We start from the raw sequence: 18,534 nt of genomic DNA, 5'->3' as shown, positions 1-18,534 counted from the left end.
CATGACGTTCAAGAAGGCAGACTGGCCGAGAAGGCTCCGCTCCCAGGAATGGTACGGCGGCACCTCGCGCGACAACATCTACCACCGGGGCTGGCTGAAGAACCAGGGCTACCCGCACGATCTGTTCGACGGGCGCCCCGTGATCGGGATCATGAACACCTGGTCCGAGCTGACGCCCTGCAACGGCCACCTGCGCGACCTGGCCGAGAAGGTGAAGGCGGGCATATGGGAGGCCGGCGGCTTCCCGGTCGAGGTGCCGGTCTTCTCGGCGTCCGAGAACACCTTCCGCCCCTCGGCGATGATGTTCCGCAACCTCGCCGCCCTCGCGGTCGAGGAGCAGATGCGCGGCCAGCCGATCGACGGCGCGGTGCTGCTCGTCGGCTGCGACAAGACCACGCCGTCGCTGATGATGGGCGCGGCCTCGACCGACATCCCCTCGATCGTGGTCACCGGCGGGCCGATGCTGAACGGCTGGTTCCGCGGCGAGCGGGTCGGATCCGGCACCGCGCTCTGGCAGATGTCCGAGGACATCAAGGCCGGGAAGATGACGCAGGAGGATTTCCTGGAGGCCGAGCAGGCGATGAGCCGCTCCTCCGGCACCTGCAACACGATGGGCACCGCCTCGACCATGGCGTCGATGGCGGAGGCCCTGGGCATGGCCCTGTCGGGCAACGCGGCGATCCCGGCGGTCGACGCGCGGCGGCGGGTGATGGCACAGCTCTCGGGTCGGCGCATCGTGCAGATGGTGAAGGACGATCTGAAACCCTCTGATATCCTTACGAAAGAGGCTTTCGAGAACGCCATCCGCTGCAACGGCGCCATCGGCGGATCGACCAACGCGGTGATCCATATCCTCGCGCTTGCGGGCCGGGTCGGGATCGACCTGACGCTCGACGATTGGGATCGGCTCGGCCGCGAGGTGCCGACCATCGTGAACCTGATGCCCTCGGGCCAGTACCTGATGGAGGAATTCTTCTATGCCGGTGGCTTGCCTGTCGTTCTTAAACGTCTGGGTGAAGCGGGGATGCTCCACCGCGAGGCTCTGACCGTCTCCGGCCAGGGCATCTGGGAAGAGGTCCGCGACGCCCGCAACTGGAACGAGGATGTCATCCTGCCCGTCGGGAAGGCCCTGACGCAATCGGGCGGCATCGCGGTGCTGAAGGGCAACCTCGCGCCTGACGGGGCCGTGCTGAAACCCTCTGCCGCGAGCCCGCACCTGATGAAGCACAGGGGCCGTGCGGTCGTCTTCGAGGACATCGACGACTACAAGGCGAAGATCAACGACGACGCGCTCGACATCGACGAGACCTGCGTGATGGTGCTGAAGAACTGCGGGCCGAAGGGCTATCCCGGGATGGCCGAGGTCGGGAACATGGGGCTGCCTCCCAAGGTGCTGAAGAAGGGCATCACCGACATGATCCGCATCTCGGATGCCCGCATGTCGGGCACCGCCTATGGCACCGTGATCCTGCACACCTCGCCCGAAGCCGCCGCGGGGGGGCCCCTGGCGGTCGTCCGGAACGGCGACATGATCGAGGTCGACGTGGCGGCGCGGAGGCTGCATCTCGACATTTCCGAGGCCGAGCTGAAGGAGCGGCTCGCCGCCTGGAAGCCCCAGGTGGAGCGCCCGCTGAACGGCTATGCCCGGATGTTCTTCGACCATGTCGAGGGCGCCCATACGGGGGCGGATTTCGATTTCCTCAAGGGCTGCCGCGGATCGGAGGTCGGACGTGACTCTCACTGACATCGCCATCGTCGGCGTCGGCAAGATCGCCCGCGACCAGCACCTCCCGGCCATCGCCGAGGGCGGGCAGTTCCGCCTGGCCGCCACCGTCTCCCGTTCCGGCGGGGTCGAGAGGGTGGAGAATTTCGACACGCTCGACGCGCTGCTGGAGGCGCGGCCCGGGATCGGCGTGATCTCGTTCTGCACCCCGCCGCAGGTCCGCTATGAGGGGGCCCGCGCGGCGCTCGAGGCGGGACGGCACGTGATGCTGGAAAAACCCCCGGGGGCGTCCCTGTCGGAGGTCGAGGATCTGCGCGCGCTGGCCGGGGAGAAGGGCCTGACCCTCTACGCCACATGGCACTCCCGGCATGCGGACGGGGTGGCGGGCGCCAGGGCCTGGCTTGCCGACAAGCGCGTTCAGAGCGTCCGGATCGACTGGAAGGAGGACGTCCGCGTCTGGCATCCGGGACAGGTCTGGATCTGGGAGGCGGGCGGCCTCGGCGTCTTCGACCCGGCGATCAACGCCTTCTCGATCCTGACCGAGATCCTGCCCGTGCCGATCCACGTCACGGGCGCCGAACTGCGCTTTCCGTCGAACTGCGAGACCCCGATTGCCGCCGATGTGTCCTTCGCCGGGCCGCACGGCCTGACCGCCACGGCCGATCTCGATTTCCTCTACGAGGGCGATCCGTTCTGGACCATGGCCATCGAGACGGACGGCGGCATGCTGACCCTGACCCAGGGCGGCGCCGTGCTCGAGGTGCCCGGCGACCGGCAGGGCGAGGGCTGGGGCGACCAGCCCGGCATCCACGGCGAATACCCGAGACTTTACAGCGAGATGGCGCGGCTCCTCGCGGCAGGGCAATCCGAGGTGGATACCCGGCCCCTGACCCTCGTCGCCGACGCCTTCATGCTGGGCCGCCGCGTGGACGTGGCGCCCTTCACCGACCCGACACTGAAGGAGACATGATGACCGAGCTTACCGGACAGCACCTGATCGACGGCCAATGGACCCCGGGCGGCGGGAGCTTCACCTCCGATCCAACCACCGGCGAGGGCTTCACGGTCTGCTCCGGCGGCGCGGCCGAGATCGACCGTGCCGCGAAGGCCGCGGAAGCGGCGTTCCGGACCTATGGCTGGACCTCCCGCGAAGAGCGCGCGCGGTTCCTCGAGACCATCGCCGACGAGATCGAGGCCCGCGGCGCGCAGCTGACCGAGATCGGCTCCGCCGAGACCGGCCTGCCGGCCGCGCGGCTCGAGGGCGAGCGGGGGCGGACGACCGGCCAGCTCCGGCTCTTCGCGGAGCACATCCGCAAGGGCGACTACCTCGACCGGCGCCATGACAGGGCGCTGCCGGACCGCGAGCCTCTGCCACGGCCCGACCTCCGGATGATCCAGCGCCCGATCGGCCCCGTGGGCGTCTTCGGCGCCTCGAACTTCCCGCTCGCCTTCTCGACCGCCGGGGGCGACACCGCCTCGGCGCTCGCGGCGGGCTGCCCGGTCGTCGTCAAGGGCCACCCGGGCCACCCCGGCACCGGGGAGATCGTCGCCGACGCCATCCGCGCGGCCATCGCGGCCTGCGGGATGCCCGCCGGCACCTTCGCCCTGATCCAGTCGAACACCAACGCGGCGGGCGAGGCGCTGGTCCGGCACCCGCTGATCCGCGCGGTCGGCTTCACCGGGTCGTTCCGGGGCGGCAAGGCGCTCTTCGACCTCGCCTGCGCACGGCCCGAGCCGATCCCGTTCTTCGGCGAGCTCGGCGCGATCAACCCGGTCTTCGTGCTGCCCGAGGCGATGGCGGCCCGCGGCGAGGAGATCGCCAAGGGCTGGGCGGGGTCGCTCACCATGGGCGTGGGCCAGTTCTGCACCAATCCCGGGATCGTCGTCCTGCCGGACGGCGCGGGCGCCGATGCCTTCGCGAAGACGGCGGCCGAGGCGCTCTCGGCCGCGAAGGCCGAGGTCATGCTGAACGAGGGCGTGGCCAAGGGCTACAACGCGGGGGTCGAGAAACTCGCGAAGAGCAACGCGCTGAAGGAGGTCATGCGCGGCCCCGAGGCGCAGGCGCGCCACGGCTCTCCGGCGGTCTTCGAGACCACCGCCGAGGCCTGGCTCGGCCACCGGGAACTGGCGGACGAGGTCTTCGGCCCGGCGGGCATCCTGATCCGCGCGAAGGACGAGGACGAACGCCTCGCCATCGCCGAGGCGCTGGAGGGGCAGCTGACGGCGACGCTCCAGATGGACAAGGGCGACATCCCGGCCGCGCAGGCGCTGATGCCGGTGCTGGAACGGAAGGCGGGGCGCATCCTCGCCAACGGCTTCCCCACGGGCGTGGAGGTGGCCGACGCGATGGTCCATGGCGGCCCGTTCCCGGCCACGACGAATTTCGGCGCGACCAGCGTCGGAACCCTCGCGATCCGCCGCTTCCTGCGGCCGGTGAGCTTCCAGAACATCGACCCCGCGCTCCTGCCGGAGGATCTGAGGGAGTAGGCGGGAAAGGCCGAGCAGAAGACCCGTCCCCGGCAGAGGCCGGGGCGGGAGGCCCGAAAGGAGAGCGGGCCGATCAACCCCAAGGGAGGAAAGACCGTGAAACTCAAGACATTGCTGGCCTCGACCGTGGCCATGACCTTCATCGGCCTCGCGGCCCAGGCCCAGACGGTGGGCTTCTCGCAGATCGGCTCGGAATCGGGCTGGCGTGCGGCGGAGACGACGCTCACCAAGCAGCAGGCCGAGGAACGGGGCATCGACCTCAAGTTCTCGGACGCGCAGCAGAAGCAGGAGAACCAGATCGCCGCGATCCGGTCCTTCATCGCGCAGGGTGTGGATGCGATCCTGCTGGCGCCGGTCGTGGCGACCGGCTGGGACAGCGTGCTGGAAGAGGCGAAGGAGGCGGAGATCCCCGTCGTCCTGCTCGACCGGCGGGTGGATTCCTCCGATGACCTCTACCTCACCGCGGTCGGCTCCGACCTCGTGCACGAGGGCAAGGTCGCCGGCGAATGGCTGGTGAACGAGGTGGGCGACGCGGAATGCCGCGTGGTCGAGCTTCAGGGCACCACCGGGTCGTCCCCCGCCATCGACCGCAAGACCGGCTTCGAGGAGGGCATCGCGGGCCACGACAACATCGAGATCGTGCGCTCGCAGACCGGGGACTTCACCCGGGCGCAGGGCAAGGAGGTGATGGAGAGCTTCCTGCAGGCCGAGAACGGCGGCAAGGACATCTGCGCGCTCTACGCCCATAACGACGACATGGCCGTCGGCGCGATCCAGGCGATCAAGGAAGCGGGGCTGAAGCCGGGCGAGGACATCCTCATCGTGTCGATCGACGCGGTGCCGGACATCTTCAAGGCGATGGCGGACGGCGAGGCCAACGCGACGGTGGAGCTGACGCCCAACATGGCGGGCCCGGCCTTCGACGCGCTCGACGCCTACTGGAAGGACGGCACGATGCCCGAGAAGTTCATCCAGACGGAATCGAAGCTCTACACGCCGGAGGACGATCCGGCGGGCGAGTACGAGAGCCGCAAGGACCTCGGCTACTGAGGCCGTGACAGGGCCGGGGAGGGGCGTGCCCCTTCCCGGCCTGATCCTTTCCGAGGCGATGCGATGCTTCTGACCATCCGGTCCCTGACCAAGACCTTCCCCGGCACGCTGGCGCTCGACGACGTGCGCTTCGATCTCGCCGCGGGCGAGGTCCACGCGCTCTTGGGCGAGAACGGCGCTGGCAAATCCACCCTCATCAAGTGCCTGACAGGCGCCTATCGCCCGGATGCGGGAGAGATCACGCTGGACGGCGCGGTTGTCGCGCCCCGTTCGACCGGCGAGGCGCAGGAGCTCGGGATCGGGACCGTCTACCAGGAGGTGAACCTCCTGCCGAACCTGACGGTCGCGCAGAACCTCTGCTTCGGGCGCGAGCCCCGGCGCTTCGGCCTCGTGTCCTCGCGCGGGATGAAGGCGATGGCCGAGGGGATGCTCGACGGCTACGGGCTCGACATCGACGTCAGCCGCGACCTCGGGACCTATTCCGTCGCGATCCAGCAGATCGTGGCGATTGCCCGCGCGGTCGCGCTGTCGGGCAAGGTGCTGATCCTCGACGAGCCGACCGCGAGCCTCGATGCCCGCGAGGTCGAGATGCTCTTCGACGTGGTGCGCGGGCTCAGGGCGCAGGGGCTGGGGATCGTCTTCGTGTCGCATTTCCTCGACCAGGTGTTCGACCTGTCCGACCGGGTGACGGTGCTGCGCAACGGACGCCACATCGTGACCGAGGATATCGCCGCGCTCGACCGCGTGCGGCTGATCGAGCACATGCTGGGCCATGCGCTCGAGGACGAGGTGGAGGCGCGGAACGCGGGCCACGTGGAGGCCCGGCGCCCCCCGATGCTGCACTTCGAGGGCATGGCGCGGCGCGGCGTGATCGAGGGCTTCGATCTGGAGGTCGGACAGGGTGAGGTCGTGGGCCTCGCGGGGCTGCTCGGCTCGGGCCGGACGGAAAGCGCGGAGCTGCTCTTCGGCCTGCGCGCCGCGACCGCCGGGACGGCGCGGGACCAGGAGGGCCCCTTGACGCTCGACAGCCCCCGGGCCGCGATCCGGGCGGGCTTCGGCTTCGCGCCTGAGGACCGGAAGACGGACGGGATCGTCGCCGACCTCTCGGTCCGGGAGAACATCGCGCTGGCGCTTCAGGCGCGCCGGGGCTGGGCGCGGCCCATCCCGCGGGCCGAGCAGCAGCGGCTGGCCGAGATGTATATCGAGCGGCTGGATATCCGGACGTCCGACGCGGAGAAGGCGGTCGGCGACCTGTCGGGCGGCAACCAGCAGAAGGTGGTGCTGGCGCGCTGGCTGGCGATGAACCCGCGCTTCCTGATCCTCGACGAACCCACGCGCGGGATCGACGTCGGCGCGCATGCCGAGATCCTGCGGCTGATCCACCAGCTCACCGACGAGGGCATGTCGGTCCTGCTGATCTCGTCCGAGCTCGACGAGCTGATCGCCGTCTCCGACCGGGTCATCGTGGTCCGCGACCGGCGCCACGTGGCCGAGCTGACCGGGGCGGGGATCTCCACCGAGACCATCGTGCACGCCATCGCGCAGCACGCGCGCAAGGACGGGGAGGCCGCCTGATGCAGACCCTCCGCCGCCTCGCGCCGCAGATCGTGACGCTGCTGGCCGTCTGCCTGCTGGTGACGCTGTTCTTCCCGGGCTTCCTCGACATCTCGATGTCCGGGGGCCGCCTCGTGGGCCCCGTGATCGACATCCTGAAACGCTCCGCCCCGGTCGCGCTGCTCGCCATCGGCATGACGCTGGTGATCGCGACACGGGGGATCGACCTCTCGGTCGGCACGGTGATCGCGATCTGCGGGGCTGTCGCGGCCTGGGCCATCGCGGGGGGCATGGGCCTCTGGGCGGCGGTGGCGCTCGCCATCGGCGCGGGACTGCTCGCCGGGCTCTGGAACGGGGTGCTGGTGGCGGTGATCGGCATCCAGCCGATCGTCGCGACGCTGATCCTGATGACCGCCGGGCGCGGCATCGCGCAGCTCATCACCGAGGGCCGCATCCTGACCTTCACCGACCCGGGCTTCGCCTGGTTCGGCTCGGGCACGCTGTTCGGGATGCCGGTGCCGGCCGTCATCTGGATCGTCACCGGCGTCGTCATGGCCCAGCTCATGCGCCGCACCGCGCTCGGGCTGCTGGTCGAGGCCATCGGGATCAATCGCCGCGCCTCGGCGCTCGCCGGGGTCAACGCGCTGGTTCTCCTGATCGCGGTCTACATGGCCTCGGGCCTCTGCGCCGCGCTCGCGGGGATCATCACGGCGGCCGACATCCGGGGGGCAGATGCGAACAACGCGGGCCTCTGGCTCGAGCTCGACGCGATCCTCGCGGTGGTGATCGGGGGGAACTCCCTGCTCGGGGGGCGCTTCTCCATCGCCGCGGCGCTTCTGGGCGCGCTCATCATCCAGACCATCGACACGGGGATCCTGCTGGCGGGCTTCCCCTCGGAATACAACCTCGTGATCAAGGCGGGGCTCGTGGTGATCATCCTCGTCCTGCAATCGCCCCGGCTCGCGACCGAGTGGTATTTCTGGCGCCGCTCCGTCCGCGAGGGTCCGCCGCCCGCCACGACCAAGGAGCACGCCCGATGAACCCCCGGCTGCTGCCGCTCTACGCGACCATCGCGATCTTTCTCGTGGCCTGCGTGATCTGCTACATCCAGTTCCCCTACATGCTCTCGACCCGGGTTCTGGGGAACCTGCTGACCGACAACGCCTATCTCGGGATCGTCGCGGTCGGGATGACCGTCGTGATCCTGTCCGGCGGGATCGACCTGTCGGTGGGCTCCGTCATCGCCTTCTCGGGGGTCTTCATCGCGGTGATGCTGCGTGACACCGGGCTGCCCGCGCCGGTTGTCTTCGTGCTGCTGCTGATCGTCACCACCGCCTTCGGCGCGGCCATGGGCGGGCTGATCCACGGCCTCGCCATGCCGCCCTTCATCGTGACGCTGGCCGGCATGTTCCTCGCGCGCGGCGCGGCCTACATGCTGACGATCGACTCGGTGCCGATCGACGATCCGTTCTACGAGATGCTGCGCAAGGCCTATTACCTGATGCCCGGCAAGGGGCGGCTGACGCTGATCGGGATGGTCATGCTGCTGAGCTTCGCCGTCGGCATGGTCATCGCCCACCGGACCCGCTTCGGCGCCAGTGTCTACGCGCTCGGCGGCGGAGAGAACACGGCGCGTCTGATGGGCGTGCAGGTCGGGCGGACCACGGTCGGCATCTACGCCTTCTCGGGCTTCATGGCCGGGCTCTCGGGCATCGTCTTCTCGGTCTACACCGGCTCGGGCTACCCGCTCGCCACCGTGGGGACGGAGCTGACGGCCATCGCCGCGGTGGTCATCGGGGGGACGCTGCTGACGGGCGGCTCGGGCTTCGTCTTCGGCACCTTCATCGGCGTTATGACCATGGGGCTGATCCAGACCTACATCGTCTTCGACGGCACGCTGTCGAGCTGGTGGACCAAGATCGTCATCGGCGGGCTGCTGCTTCTGTTCATCGTGCTCCAGAAGGGCCTCCTGCGGCTGACCTCGGCGCGGTTCTCCGGGGGGCTCGCGTGAGGCCTGCCTGGATCGCGGTCGACTGGGGCACGTCCAACATGCGGCTCTGGGCGCTCGACGGGAACGGCGCGGTGCTGGCCGAGCGGCGATCGCCCCGCGGCATGGGCGCGCTCGAGAGCACGGAGTACGAGGGCGTCCTGCTCGACCTGCTGGGCGACCTGCTGCCGGGGACGGCGCGCCTGCCGGTGCTGGTCTGCGGCATGGCCGGCGCCCGGACCGGCTGGCGCGAGGCGGCGTATCTTCCGATCCCCTGCGCGCCCGCGGGCACGCATGCGGTCGCGGTCGAGACCGCGGACCGGCGCCTGCAGGTCCACATCCTGCCCGGCCTCTGCCAATCCGCCCCCGCCGACGTGATGCGCGGGGAGGAGACCCAGATCGCGGGCTTCCTCGCCACCGATCCGGGCTTCGACGGCGTGCTCTGCCTGCCGGGCACCCATTGCAAATGGGTCCGCGTGACGGAGGGCCGGGTCGCGCATTTCCGCACCACCATGACCGGCGAGATCTTCGCGCTGCTCACCGAACGCTCGCTGCTGCGCCATTCGATCAGCGCGGGCTGGAACGAGGCGGCGTTCGCCCGCGGTCTGGCCGAGGCGATCGCCCATCCCGAGGCGCTGCCGCTCGCGCTCTTCCCGCTCCGGGCCGAGGCGCTGCTCTCCGATCTGCCGGGCGATGTCGCCTGGGCGCGGCTCTCGGGCCTGCTGATCGGGGCCGAGCTGGCCGCGACCCGGACGCTCTGGGGCGAGAGACGGCTCGCGGTGATCGGAGACGACCCGCTGGCCGCGCTCTATGCGGGCGCGCTCCGCGGGCAGGGCGCAGTGGTCGGCATGGTCCCGGCCGGAGAGATCACGCTCCGCGGCCTCCGCGCCGCGCGGGCGGCACTGGAGGCGGCGGCATGAGCCGGCCGATCATCGCCATCCTCCGCGGGCTGCCGCCCGGGGACGCGCTCGCGGTGGCAGAGGCGCTGATCGGGGCCGGGATCGACCGGATCGAGGTGCCGCTGAATTCGCCCGACCCGCTGCGCAGCATCGGGGCCATGGTCCGCCGTTTCGGAGACCGCGCGCAGATCGGCGCGGGCACCGTGCTCAGCCCCGAGGAGGTCCGGCAGGTGGCGGAGACCGGCGCCACGCTGATCGTCTCGCCCGATTGCAACCCGTCGGTGATCGCCGAGACCAGGGCGCGCGGCCTCATGTCCTTTCCCGGGGTGATGACGCCGACCGAATGCTTCACGGCCCTGCGCGCGGGGGCGGACGGGCTCAAGATCTTCCCCGGCGCGGTGATCGGCCCCGAAGGGCTGCGCGCGATCCGGGCGGTGCTGCCGCCGGAGACGCGGTGCTTCGCGGTCGGCGGGACGGGGCCCGAAACCTTTGCCGCCTGGCATGCCGCAGGCGCGACGGGGCTGGGCATCGGATCCGCCCTCTACCGCCCGGGCGACGATGCCGCTACGGTGGCCACGCGCGCCGCCGCGATCGTGGCGCATTATGACGAGGTCTGCCGCGGATGAGCTACGTCACTTTCGATGCAAGGGTCTGCCAGCTGGGCGAGGGGCCGCTGTGGCACCCGGACCGTCAGCAGTATTTCTGGTTCGACATCACCGGCCGGCGCCTTCTGTCGCGGACGCAGGACGAGGCGCTGGAGTGGGACCTGCCCGAAATGGCCTCGGCCGCGGGCTGGATCGACCGCGACACCTTGATGATCGCGACCGAGACCGGGCTGCGCCGATTCGACATCGGCTCGGGCGGGCACGAGCCGATCGTGGCGCTCGAGGCCGAGAACGACGTCACCCGCTCGAACGATGGCCGCGCCGATCCGATGGGCGGCTTCTGGATCGGCACCATGGGCAAGTCGGCCGAGAGCCGCGCGGGGGCGATCTACCGCTTCCACAAGGGCTCGGTCGAGCGGCTGGTGCCCGAGGTGACGATCCCCAATTCGATCTGCTTCTCGCCCGACGGGCGCAGCGGCTACTACGCCGACACGCGGCGGCAGCGGATCTGGGTCCTGCCGCTCGATTCCGAAGGCTGGCCCGAGGGCCCGGCCGAGGTCTTCGTCGATCTGCGCGAGAAGGGGCTGAACCCGGACGGGTCGGTCGTCGACAGCGAGGGCGGGCTCTGGAGCGCGCAATGGGGGGCCGCCCGCGTCGCGCGCTACCTGCCCGACGGCCGTTTCGACCGCGCGATCGAGGTGGGCGGACGCCATGCCTCCTGCCCCTGTTTCGGCGGTGCCGGGCTGGACGAGATGATCGTCACCACCGCCTGCCAGGGGATCGAGGCGCCCGACACGGCGCAGGGCATCACCTACGCGGTCGATCCGGGCGTCACCGGGCAGGCCGAGCACAGGGTCATCGCATGAGCCGGATCGAGCCGTTCGGCACGCTGTCGGACGGTCGCAAGGTCGAATGCGTGACGCTCCGGGGCGGCGGGCTGACCGCGCGCCTGCTGACCTACGGCGCCATCCTGCAGGACCTGCGGATGGAGGGTGTGGCACACCCGCTGGTGCTGGGTTCGGACCGGATCGCGGATTACGAAGGCCCGCTGATCCATTTCGGCGCCATCGTGGGGCGTTTCGCCAACCGCATCGCGGGCGGCCGGTTCCGGATCGACGGGCGCGACGGACAGGCCGACCTGAACGAGGCGGGCCGCACGACGCTTCACGGCGGCACCGAGGGCAGCGGCCGGATGATCTGGACGATCGCCGCCTTCTCGGACACGAGCGCCACGCTGACGCTCGAGATGCCCGACGGGCACATGGGCTTTCCGGGCAACCTCCAGGTTCAGGTCGTCTGTGCCTTGCCCGGCGACGGGGCGCTGAGCTTCGACATCACCGCCACGACGGACAAGCCCACGCCCTGCAGCTTCGCGCATCACGGGTATTTCAACCTCGACGGGTCGGATGACGTGCGGGGGCACAGCCTCCAGATCGCGGCGGATCATTACCTTCCGGTCGACGACGCACAGATCCCGACGGGCGAGGAGGCGCTGGTGAAGGGCACGCCCTTCGATTTCCGCGACCCGCGCGAGATCGGCCGGCACGGCTATGACCACAATTTCTGCCTCTGGCGCAGCCGGACCGAGCTTCGGCCCGTGGCGCTGCTGCGCGGGACCGGGGGCCTGGGCATGGAGGTCGACACGACCGAGCCCGGGCTGCAGGTCTATGACGGCGCGCTCATTCCGCGGATCGAGGGGCTGGAGGGCCGGCAATACGGTCCGCACGCGGGGCTCGCGCTCGAGACGCAGGTCTGGCCCGACGCGCCCAATCATTCGCGCTTCCCGGACTGGCTGCTGAAGCCCGGCCAGACCTACCGGCACCGGGTGGCCTATCGCTTCGGTGCGGCTCAGGGCCAGTAGCGGGCCAGGAGCTTTCGCACCAGCGCGATGTCCTGCGGCCGTGACAGGGTGGGCGCATGGCCGAAGGGGAATTCGGTGATCTCGGGCCGCGGCCCGCGGGTCGCCATCAGCTGCGCGGTTTCGGCCGGCAGCACGTCGCTGTCCGTCCCGCGGAAGACATGCGTCGGCGTGGTGATCCGGGCGAAGCGGTCCCAGGTGGTCAGCTCGTCGCGCGAGGCGGTGAACTGCACGGTGATCCGCGGGTCGTAATGCAGCGTCAGCCTCCCGTCCGCCCGCCGCCGGACCGAGGTCCGCGCCATGCGCCGCCAGAACGCCTCGCCGGCCTCGCCGAAGGGGCGGTAGACGGCGCGGAGCCAGCTCTCGGCCTCGCTGAGCGTGGTGAAATCGGGCAGCTCGCTCACGTAGGTGACGATCCGGCGGATCGCCTCGTCGGGGATCTCGGGGCCGATGTCGTTGATCAGCAGGCAGGCGAGCCGGTCCGCATGCGGGCCGGAGGCGAGGCGCATCCCGATCATTCCGCCCATCGAGGTGCCAAGCCAGCCGACGCTTCCGAAGCCGTAATGGTCCAGCAGGTCCGCGGCGATCCCGGCGTAGTATTCGACCGAATATTCGGCTTCGGGGTTCATCGACCAGCTGGAGAGCCCCCGCCCGATGGTGTCGGGGCAGATCACGAAATATTCGTCCGAAAGCGCCGCCGCCAGCTCGTCGAAATCGCGCCCGGTGCGGGCCAGCCCGTGCCACATCACAAGCGGTCTGCCGGTCCGCTCGCCCCATTCGGTGACGTGCAGTTCGTGGTCCATGACGGGCACGAGGGAGAAGCGCGGCGCGGTCATGCGCGGGCTCCTTTCTCCATCGCGGTGCCCGCGATCCCCTTGGGGAAGAAATAGACCAGCAGGATGAAGATCAGCCCCAGCCAGAAGAGCCAGCGGTCCGGCGCCAGCAGTTCGGGCAGGAGCGGCACGCCGGTCAGCGCCTCCGAGGCGACGCCCATCAGGTCGCGCAGGTAGTATTGCGCGACGACCATCAGCACCGCGCCGATCACAGCGCCCCACATCGTGCCCATGCCGCCGATCACGACCATCAGCAGGATGTCGATCATGATGGCAAACGACAGGGACGTGTCGGGCCCGGTGTATTTCAGCCAGACCGCGTAGACCGTGCCCGCGAGCGAGGCGATGGTGGCCGAAAGGCAGAAGATGAAGGTCCGGTAGGCGACGACCTTGTAGCCGATGGCCTCGGCCCGCGCCTCGTTCTCGCGGATGGCCTTCAGCACGGTACCAAGCGGCGAGGCGACGAAGCGGAGCATCAGCAGGAAGAGCACGAGCGAGCAGGCGAAGACGAAGTAATAGGCCGCGAGCTTGCCGTTGAACTTCACGCCCCAGAGCGACAGGACCTTGCCGTCGGCATCGGTGAAGATCTTCGTCGCCGGCTTGAAGAGGTCCGGCGCGCGATAGGTGATCCCGTCCTCGCCGCCGGTGAACTGCGACAGCTGCGAGGCGAGGACGAGCACGACCGATGCCGCCGCCAGCGTGATCATGGCGAAGAAGATCGCCTTCACCCTGAGCGACAGGAGCCCGATCGCCACCGCGAAGACGAGGGAGACCGCGACGCCCGCCAGACCGCCGAGGATCACCGGCGTCCAGCCGGGACCCATCTCCTTGAGCAGGATCGCCGCCCCGTAGGCGCCGAAACCGAAGAACATCGTGTGCGCGAAGGAGACGATCCCGGTGTAGCCGATCAGGAGGTCGAAACTCGCCACCAGCACGATGAAGATGCAGATGCGGGCCGCGACCTCGAGCGAGCGGACGTCCTGGAAGAGGAACGGCGCGAAGAGCAGGAGCGCGCCGATCAGCGCCACGATCCCCTTGATGGCGAGGGCGCCGGTGGTGGACTTGTTGGACATCGTGCTCTCCATCACTTCACCGCCGGGCGCAGGCCGTTCGGCCGCCAGAGCAGGATCGCGACCATCAGGATCATGTTCGACGCGAGCGCCAGTTTCGGGGCGAGGAAGCCCACGTAATTCGCCATCAGGCCGACGAGGATCGCACCAAGAAGCGTGCCCTCGATGGAGCCGAGGCCGCCGATGATGACCACGATGAAGACGACGATCATCAACTCGCTGCCGAGATGGGGTGTGATGAGGGTCTCGTAGCCCGCCCACATGGCGCCTCCCAGGGCCGCCAGCGCCGAGCCCAGCATGAAGACGCCGATGAACAGCCGGTCGACCCGGAAACCGAGCGCCTCGACCATCTCGCGGTTCTCGACGCCGGCGCGGATCAGCAGCCCGATCCGGGTGCGGTTGAGCACGAGGTAGAGCATCACGAAGACCGCCGCGCCGAGCGCGAAGGCGAAGGCGCGGTAGATCTCGATCGAGACGTCGCCGATGATCCACGAGCCTTCGAGGAAATGCGGGCGGCCGACCGAGAAGGGCGTGCCGCCCCAGAAGGCGAGGATCGTCTGCTCGGCCACGATCATCGCGCCGATGGTGATCAGGATCTGGCGCAGGTGGTCGCGGTAGACGGGCCGGATGATGACCGTCTCGAAGAACCAGCCCGCGACGAGGCCGAAGGAGATCGCGGCGAGGTAGGCCGCCGCCAGCGCCAGCGCGTTCAGCGCCCAGCTGTCCGCCGCCAGCCAGCCGCCGAGGCCGGCAAGCACGGTGGCCGAGACGAAGGCCCCGAAGCTGACGAAGGCGGAATGGCCGAAGTTCAGGACGTCCATCAGCCCGAAGACGAGGCTGAGCCCCGAGGCCATCAGGAACAGCATCATCCCCATGGCGAGCCCCGCGATGGTCAGCGTCACCCAGGACGAGGGCGCGCCGATCAGCAGGAAGGCCACGGCGGCGACCGCGAAGGGCAGCAGGTTCACGCCCCCGATGCGGCCCAGTGTGGTGGTAAGGGTGCTCATGCGTCTCTCCTCACGCCGACAGGCCCAGGTGCTTGTCCTGAAGCGCGGTGTCGGCGGCGAATGCCTCCATCGAGCCCGCGTGCACGACCCGGCCGTCGTCGATCACGGCCATGTCGCGCCCGAGGCTCCGGGCGAAATTGAAGTTCTGTTCGACCAGCAGGATCGTGGTGGTCTGGGCGATCTCGCGGAAGGCCTCGGCCATGGCGCCCACGATCGAGGGGGCGAGCCCCTTGGTCGGTTCGTCGATCAGGATCAGCGCGCGCGGTTCGATGATCGCGCGGGCGACCGAGAGCATCTGCTTCTGCCCGCCCGAGAGCGACCACGCCTGCTTGTCGCGGAAGCGTTCGAGCGCCGGGAACAGCTCGTGGATCCGGGCGAGGCGGGCCTTGTCGAACCTGCCCGATTCCGTGGCGAGGATCAGGTTCTCGTCCACCGTCAGCGTGCCGAAGATGCCCATGTTCTCGGGGACATAGGCGATGCCCTTCCGCGCGATGTCGGCGGTGTGCATCCGGGTGATGTCCTGCCCGTTGAACACCACGGATCCGGGCGAGGGGGTCCAGAGCCCCATGATCGAGCGCAGCGTCGTCGTCTTGCCCGCCCCGTTGCGGCCCAGCAGGACGAAGACGCCGCCCTCGGGGACCTCGAAGCTGACGCCGTGCAGGACGGCATATTGTCCGATGTCGGTCTTCATGTCCTGAACGGAGAGAAGGCTCATGCCACGCCCTCCGAAGTGCCGAGATAGACGTCGCGGACGATCCGGCTGCCCATGACCTCGGCCGGCTCGCCATCGGCCAGAAGCTCGCCGTTGTGCAGCACGATGATCCGGTCGGCGAGCGCGCGGACCACGTCCATCTTGTGCTCGACCAGCAGCACGGTCTTCGACGTGTCCGCCTTGATCCCGGCGATCAGCTCCAGCACGTCGGGGGCATGGTCGAGGCTCATGCCGGCCGTCGGTTCGTCGAACATGTAGATGTCGGGCTCCATCGCCATCAGCAGCGCGACCTCGAGCTTGCGCTGGTCGCCATGCGGCAGGTTGGCGGCGGGCTGGTGCGCGACCTTCGTGAGACGCGTCTCCTCGAGGTATCGCTCGGCCTTCTCGGTCAGCCGCCGGAAATGACCCACGGGCCGCAGCATCCGCCAGCCGTCGCCCGAGCGGGCCTGCACGGCGAGGCGGATGTTCTCCAGCACCGAGAGCTGCGGGAAGAGGTTGGTCAGCTGGAAGGCCCGCCCGATGCCCCGCTGGGCGCGGGCCGAGGGGGACATCCGCGTGATGTCGACCCCGTCCTTCAGCACCTGGCCCGAGCTGGCGGGCAGCTGGCCGGACATCAGGTTGAAATAGGTCGTCTTGCCGGCGCCGTTCGGGCCGACGATCACGGTCAGCTCTCCGGGACGGAAGGCGCAGGAGACATTGTTCACCGCGACATGCCCGCCGAAGCGGATCGTCAGGTCGCGCGTGACGAGGGAAGGCTCGCTCATGGCGTTCGGATACTCTGGACGTCTGAGGGGAAGGGGGCTCCCGGGCCGACCGCAGCGGGCCCGGGAGGACAGGATCATTCCTGGTTGTTGCGGCCGAGCGGGATGTCCATCTCGTCGGCGGGGATGATGCGGACCTTCTCGGGGATCGCCCAGTCGACGCCTTCATCCACGCGGATCTTGAAGTGCAGCATGTCCTGCAGCGCCTGGTGATCCTCGGGGCGGAAGGTCATGGTGCCCTTGGGCGTCTCCCAGGACATGCCCTCCATGGTCGAGATCAGCGTCTCGGTCTCGTAGTCGGGCGCTTCCTTCAGCGCCTTGGCCACGGCGAGCGCGGCCGACATGCCACCGGCGGTGAAGAAGTCCGGCGGGGTGTCGAAGCGCTTCATGTGCTCGTCCACCAGCCACTTGTTGATGTCGTTGTCGAAGGCCTCGTAGTAGTAATAGACCGCGCCTTCCATGCCCGGGAACCGCTTGTAGGTCGGCAGCACCGGCAGGATGTGCCCGCCCATCGAGATCTCGATCCCGTAGCGCGAGGGGTCCATCGCCTGGATCTTGCCGGGCGCGTCGCCGCCGCCCGCGATGTAGATCAGGATGACCTTGCGCCCGTCGAGGTCCTTCAGCGCGTTGAACATGCGCTCGGCATAGGCGGTGAAGTCGGTGGTGCCCTGGGGCACGTATTCCTCGGTCACGACCTCGGCGCCGGTGCCCTCGAGCGCCGACTTGAACGCGGTGATCCCGTCGCGGCCGAAGGCGTAATCCTCGGCCAGGGTCGCCACGTGCAGCGTCTCGTCGGGCTGGAGCGCGAGCGCCTGCGCCTGCATGTCCATCGAGGAGTTGCGCGAGGTCTTGAACACGTAGCGGTTGCTGTCCGGGCCGGTCAGGCTGTCGGCGACCGCGGGTTCGACGATCAGGATCTTCTCGTATTCCTCGGCGATCGGCAGCATCCCCACCGTCACACCCGAGGAGGTCGCGCCTACGGCCAGCAGCACCTCGTCGTCGCCATAGGCCTCGGCCAGCACGGCGCGTGCCACGTCGGGCTTGAACTGCGTGTCCTTGATGATCAGCTCGACCGGGCGGCCGTTGATCTCGTTCGTGCCGTCGGTGGCGTATTCGATGCCCATCTCGAAGCCGGTCTGCGCCTGTTTCGAGAAGGCCTCGAAGCTGGAGCCGCTCAGCCCGTGGATGAGCGCGATCTTGATCGGGTCCTGCGCCGCGGCCCCCGTCGCCAGGCCGAGACCGAGCACGAGGGGCGCGACGAATCGCTTGAGGGTATTCATGGTGTCCTCCCATTTCCGCGGGGTTTTCGCGACGTTGCGCTTGGAAAACTCCGCTGCTTGACTTCTGATCGAAGCGTCGCGGTTTAGGGATTTCGGAGCAAGATAGTGGAAACACGTATCGACGAGGCGTATCGAAGAGGGGAGTTCTCAGAGCTCGCCTATGCCTTCGCGCCCGTCGGCCTGGTCATCACCGAGAACCGGGTGATCCGCGATTGCAACCGCGCCTTCGCCGAGATGTTCGGCTATGCGGAGGGCGAGCTCAAGGATCAGGTCTTCTCGATGCTCTACCCCTCGGACGAGGAGTTCTCGAACATCCGCGACCGCGGGGTGAAACAGCTGCGCGAGACGAACACCTACTGGGACGAAAGGATCATGGCGCGCAAGGACGGCACGCTCTTCTGGTGCCGCGTCCGGGGCCATTCCTTCACCCCTGAGGACCCGCTGATGCGCGCCGTCTGGAGCTTCGCCGACCTGTCCGAGACGCGTCCCTATGTGCCCCTCACCCGGCGCGAGCGCGAGATCATCTCGCACCTCTCGGACGGGCTGACCTCGAAGGAGATCGCCCAGAAGCTCGACATCTCCTACCGGACGGTGGAGGTCTACCGCGCCAAGCTCCTGAAGAAGTTCGGGGTCAGCAACACCGGCGGGCTGTTCCATTCGCTCGGCGGCATCGGCAGCGACCACGTGGTCTCGCGCGGGCGCGGCTGA

Annotated in this window: 18 protein-coding genes; 12 read left to right on the top strand and 6 right to left on the bottom strand. The window is 69.1% G+C overall.

Annotated elements, in window-relative coordinates; all coding sequences use genetic code 11:
* The first annotated feature begins 1 nt into the window (after window position 1).
* From araD to Q344_RS0105700, 11 genes are all read left to right on the top strand, one after another.
* A complete protein-coding gene (araD, locus tag Q344_RS0105750; protein ID WP_028285852.1) occupies window positions 2-1,744 on the top strand; it encodes an L-arabinonate dehydratase in 1,743 nt (580 codons plus the stop codon).
* On the top strand, window positions 1,731-2,693 hold the full coding sequence (locus Q344_RS0105745; RefSeq protein ID WP_028285851.1) for a Gfo/Idh/MocA family protein: 963 nt from the start codon (window positions 1,731-1,733) through the stop codon (window positions 2,691-2,693). Before araD ends, Q344_RS0105745 begins: the two co-directional genes overlap by 14 nt.
* Window positions 2,693-4,210, top strand: a complete 1,518-nt coding sequence (locus Q344_RS0105740) for an aldehyde dehydrogenase (NADP(+)) (RefSeq protein WP_211249903.1) — start codon at window positions 2,693-2,695, stop codon at window positions 4,208-4,210. The genes Q344_RS0105745 and Q344_RS0105740 overlap by 1 nt, the downstream gene beginning before the upstream one ends.
* A gap of 96 nt (window positions 4,211-4,306) precedes the next feature.
* Entirely contained in the window at window positions 4,307-5,260 is a 954-nt protein-coding gene (gene ytfQ / locus Q344_RS0105735) for a galactofuranose ABC transporter, galactofuranose-binding protein YtfQ (protein ID WP_028285849.1), read from the top strand.
* Window positions 5,261-5,323: 63 nt separating this feature from the next.
* Window positions 5,324-6,835 carry a sugar ABC transporter ATP-binding protein gene (locus Q344_RS0105730; RefSeq protein ID WP_028285848.1) on the top strand — a complete coding sequence of 504 codons (1,512 nt, stop codon included), beginning with the start codon at window positions 5,324-5,326 and terminating at the stop codon, window positions 6,833-6,835.
* Window positions 6,835-7,854, top strand: coding sequence for an ABC transporter permease (locus tag Q344_RS23170; RefSeq protein ID WP_051630302.1), 1,020 nt, complete (start codon window positions 6,835-6,837; stop codon window positions 7,852-7,854). Before Q344_RS0105730 ends, Q344_RS23170 begins: the two co-directional genes overlap by 1 nt.
* Window positions 7,851-8,825, top strand: coding sequence for a galactofuranose ABC transporter, permease protein YjfF (gene yjfF, locus Q344_RS0105720; RefSeq protein WP_028285847.1), 975 nt, complete (start codon window positions 7,851-7,853; stop codon window positions 8,823-8,825). The genes Q344_RS23170 and yjfF overlap by 4 nt, the downstream gene beginning before the upstream one ends.
* Window positions 8,822-9,721 carry a 2-dehydro-3-deoxygalactonokinase gene (locus tag Q344_RS0105715; protein WP_028285846.1) on the top strand — a complete coding sequence of 300 codons (900 nt, stop codon included), beginning with the start codon at window positions 8,822-8,824 and terminating at the stop codon, window positions 9,719-9,721. Before yjfF ends, Q344_RS0105715 begins: the two co-directional genes overlap by 4 nt.
* Complete coding sequence (locus Q344_RS0105710) at window positions 9,718-10,326, top strand: 2-dehydro-3-deoxy-6-phosphogalactonate aldolase (protein WP_028285845.1); 609 nt, start codon at window positions 9,718-9,720, stop codon at window positions 10,324-10,326. The genes Q344_RS0105715 and Q344_RS0105710 overlap by 4 nt, the downstream gene beginning before the upstream one ends.
* Window positions 10,323-11,171 carry an SMP-30/gluconolactonase/LRE family protein gene (locus tag Q344_RS0105705; RefSeq protein ID WP_028285844.1) on the top strand — a complete coding sequence of 283 codons (849 nt, stop codon included), beginning with the start codon at window positions 10,323-10,325 and terminating at the stop codon, window positions 11,169-11,171. Before Q344_RS0105710 ends, Q344_RS0105705 begins: the two co-directional genes overlap by 4 nt.
* Window positions 11,168-12,166, top strand: coding sequence for an aldose epimerase family protein (locus tag Q344_RS0105700; protein WP_028285843.1), 999 nt, complete (start codon window positions 11,168-11,170; stop codon window positions 12,164-12,166). The genes Q344_RS0105705 and Q344_RS0105700 overlap by 4 nt, the downstream gene beginning before the upstream one ends.
* On the opposite strand, the gene Q344_RS0105695 is transcribed toward Q344_RS0105700, so the two are convergent.
* The 6 genes from Q344_RS0105695 to Q344_RS0105670 form a co-directional block, all read right to left on the bottom strand.
* The gene (locus Q344_RS0105695) at window positions 12,154-12,999 is read right to left on the bottom strand and encodes an alpha/beta fold hydrolase (protein ID WP_028285842.1); all 846 of its coding nucleotides are present in this window, start codon (window positions 12,997-12,999) and stop codon (window positions 12,154-12,156) included. The two genes, Q344_RS0105700 and Q344_RS0105695, sit on opposite strands and share 13 nt — an antisense overlap.
* Window positions 12,996-14,069 carry a branched-chain amino acid ABC transporter permease gene (locus tag Q344_RS0105690; protein WP_028285841.1) on the bottom strand — a complete coding sequence of 358 codons (1,074 nt, stop codon included), beginning with the start codon at window positions 14,067-14,069 and terminating at the stop codon, window positions 12,996-12,998. The genes Q344_RS0105695 and Q344_RS0105690 overlap by 4 nt, the downstream gene beginning before the upstream one ends.
* A gap of 11 nt (window positions 14,070-14,080) precedes the next feature.
* Window positions 14,081-15,073, bottom strand: a complete 993-nt coding sequence (locus tag Q344_RS0105685) for a branched-chain amino acid ABC transporter permease (protein WP_028285840.1) — start codon at window positions 15,071-15,073, stop codon at window positions 14,081-14,083.
* Window positions 15,074-15,083: 10 nt separating this feature from the next.
* Window positions 15,084-15,788, bottom strand: coding sequence for an ABC transporter ATP-binding protein (locus Q344_RS0105680; RefSeq protein WP_028285839.1), 705 nt, complete (start codon window positions 15,786-15,788; stop codon window positions 15,084-15,086).
* Window positions 15,785-16,549 carry an ABC transporter ATP-binding protein gene (locus Q344_RS0105675; RefSeq protein WP_028285838.1) on the bottom strand — a complete coding sequence of 255 codons (765 nt, stop codon included), beginning with the start codon at window positions 16,547-16,549 and terminating at the stop codon, window positions 15,785-15,787. Before Q344_RS0105675 ends, Q344_RS0105680 begins: the two co-directional genes overlap by 4 nt.
* A gap of 74 nt (window positions 16,550-16,623) precedes the next feature.
* Window positions 16,624-17,826 carry a substrate-binding domain-containing protein gene (locus Q344_RS0105670; RefSeq protein WP_028285837.1) on the bottom strand — a complete coding sequence of 401 codons (1,203 nt, stop codon included), beginning with the start codon at window positions 17,824-17,826 and terminating at the stop codon, window positions 16,624-16,626.
* Window positions 17,827-17,931: 105 nt separating this feature from the next.
* Here Q344_RS0105670 and Q344_RS0105665 point away from each other — a divergent pair, with 105 nt between their 5' ends.
* Window positions 17,932-18,534, top strand: a complete 603-nt coding sequence (locus Q344_RS0105665) for a helix-turn-helix domain-containing protein (RefSeq protein WP_028285836.1) — start codon at window positions 17,932-17,934, stop codon at window positions 18,532-18,534.

It is taken from the genome of Pseudooceanicola nanhaiensis DSM 18065, from assembly GCF_000688295.1.
GTDB lineage: Bacteria > Pseudomonadota > Alphaproteobacteria > Rhodobacterales > Rhodobacteraceae > Pseudooceanicola > Pseudooceanicola nanhaiensis.
Note: the sequence above shows the minus strand (reverse complement) of the source record. Positions and strands in the feature narration are given on the sequence as shown.

Excerpts from the sequence above, each read along its gene's own strand:
- Q344_RS0105740 (WP_211249903.1), top strand. The coding sequence starts at position 2,693 with ATGACCGAGCTTACCGGACAGCACCTGATCGACGGCCAATGGACCCCG.
- Q344_RS0105690 (WP_028285841.1), bottom strand. The coding sequence starts at position 14,069 with ATGTCCAACAAGTCCACCACCGGCGCCCTCGCCATCAAGGGGATCGTG.
- Q344_RS0105685 (WP_028285840.1), bottom strand. The coding sequence starts at position 15,073 with ATGAGCACCCTTACCACCACACTGGGCCGCATCGGGGGCGTGAACCTG.
- Q344_RS0105700 (WP_028285843.1), top strand. The coding sequence starts at position 11,168 with ATGAGCCGGATCGAGCCGTTCGGCACGCTGTCGGACGGTCGCAAGGTC.
- Q344_RS0105730 (WP_028285848.1), top strand. The coding sequence starts at position 5,324 with ATGCTTCTGACCATCCGGTCCCTGACCAAGACCTTCCCCGGCACGCTG.
- Q344_RS0105675 (WP_028285838.1), bottom strand. The coding sequence starts at position 16,549 with ATGAGCGAGCCTTCCCTCGTCACGCGCGACCTGACGATCCGCTTCGGC.
- araD (WP_028285852.1), top strand. The coding sequence starts at position 2 with ATGACGTTCAAGAAGGCAGACTGGCCGAGAAGGCTCCGCTCCCAGGAA.
- yjfF (WP_028285847.1), top strand. The coding sequence starts at position 7,851 with ATGAACCCCCGGCTGCTGCCGCTCTACGCGACCATCGCGATCTTTCTC.
- Q344_RS23170 (WP_051630302.1), top strand. The coding sequence starts at position 6,835 with ATGCAGACCCTCCGCCGCCTCGCGCCGCAGATCGTGACGCTGCTGGCC.
- Q344_RS0105670 (WP_028285837.1), bottom strand. The coding sequence starts at position 17,826 with ATGAATACCCTCAAGCGATTCGTCGCGCCCCTCGTGCTCGGTCTCGGC.
- Q344_RS0105695 (WP_028285842.1), bottom strand. The coding sequence starts at position 12,999 with ATGACCGCGCCGCGCTTCTCCCTCGTGCCCGTCATGGACCACGAACTG.
- Q344_RS0105705 (WP_028285844.1), top strand. The coding sequence starts at position 10,323 with ATGAGCTACGTCACTTTCGATGCAAGGGTCTGCCAGCTGGGCGAGGGG.
- Q344_RS0105680 (WP_028285839.1), bottom strand. The coding sequence starts at position 15,788 with ATGAGCCTTCTCTCCGTTCAGGACATGAAGACCGACATCGGACAATAT.
- Q344_RS0105710 (WP_028285845.1), top strand. The coding sequence starts at position 9,718 with ATGAGCCGGCCGATCATCGCCATCCTCCGCGGGCTGCCGCCCGGGGAC.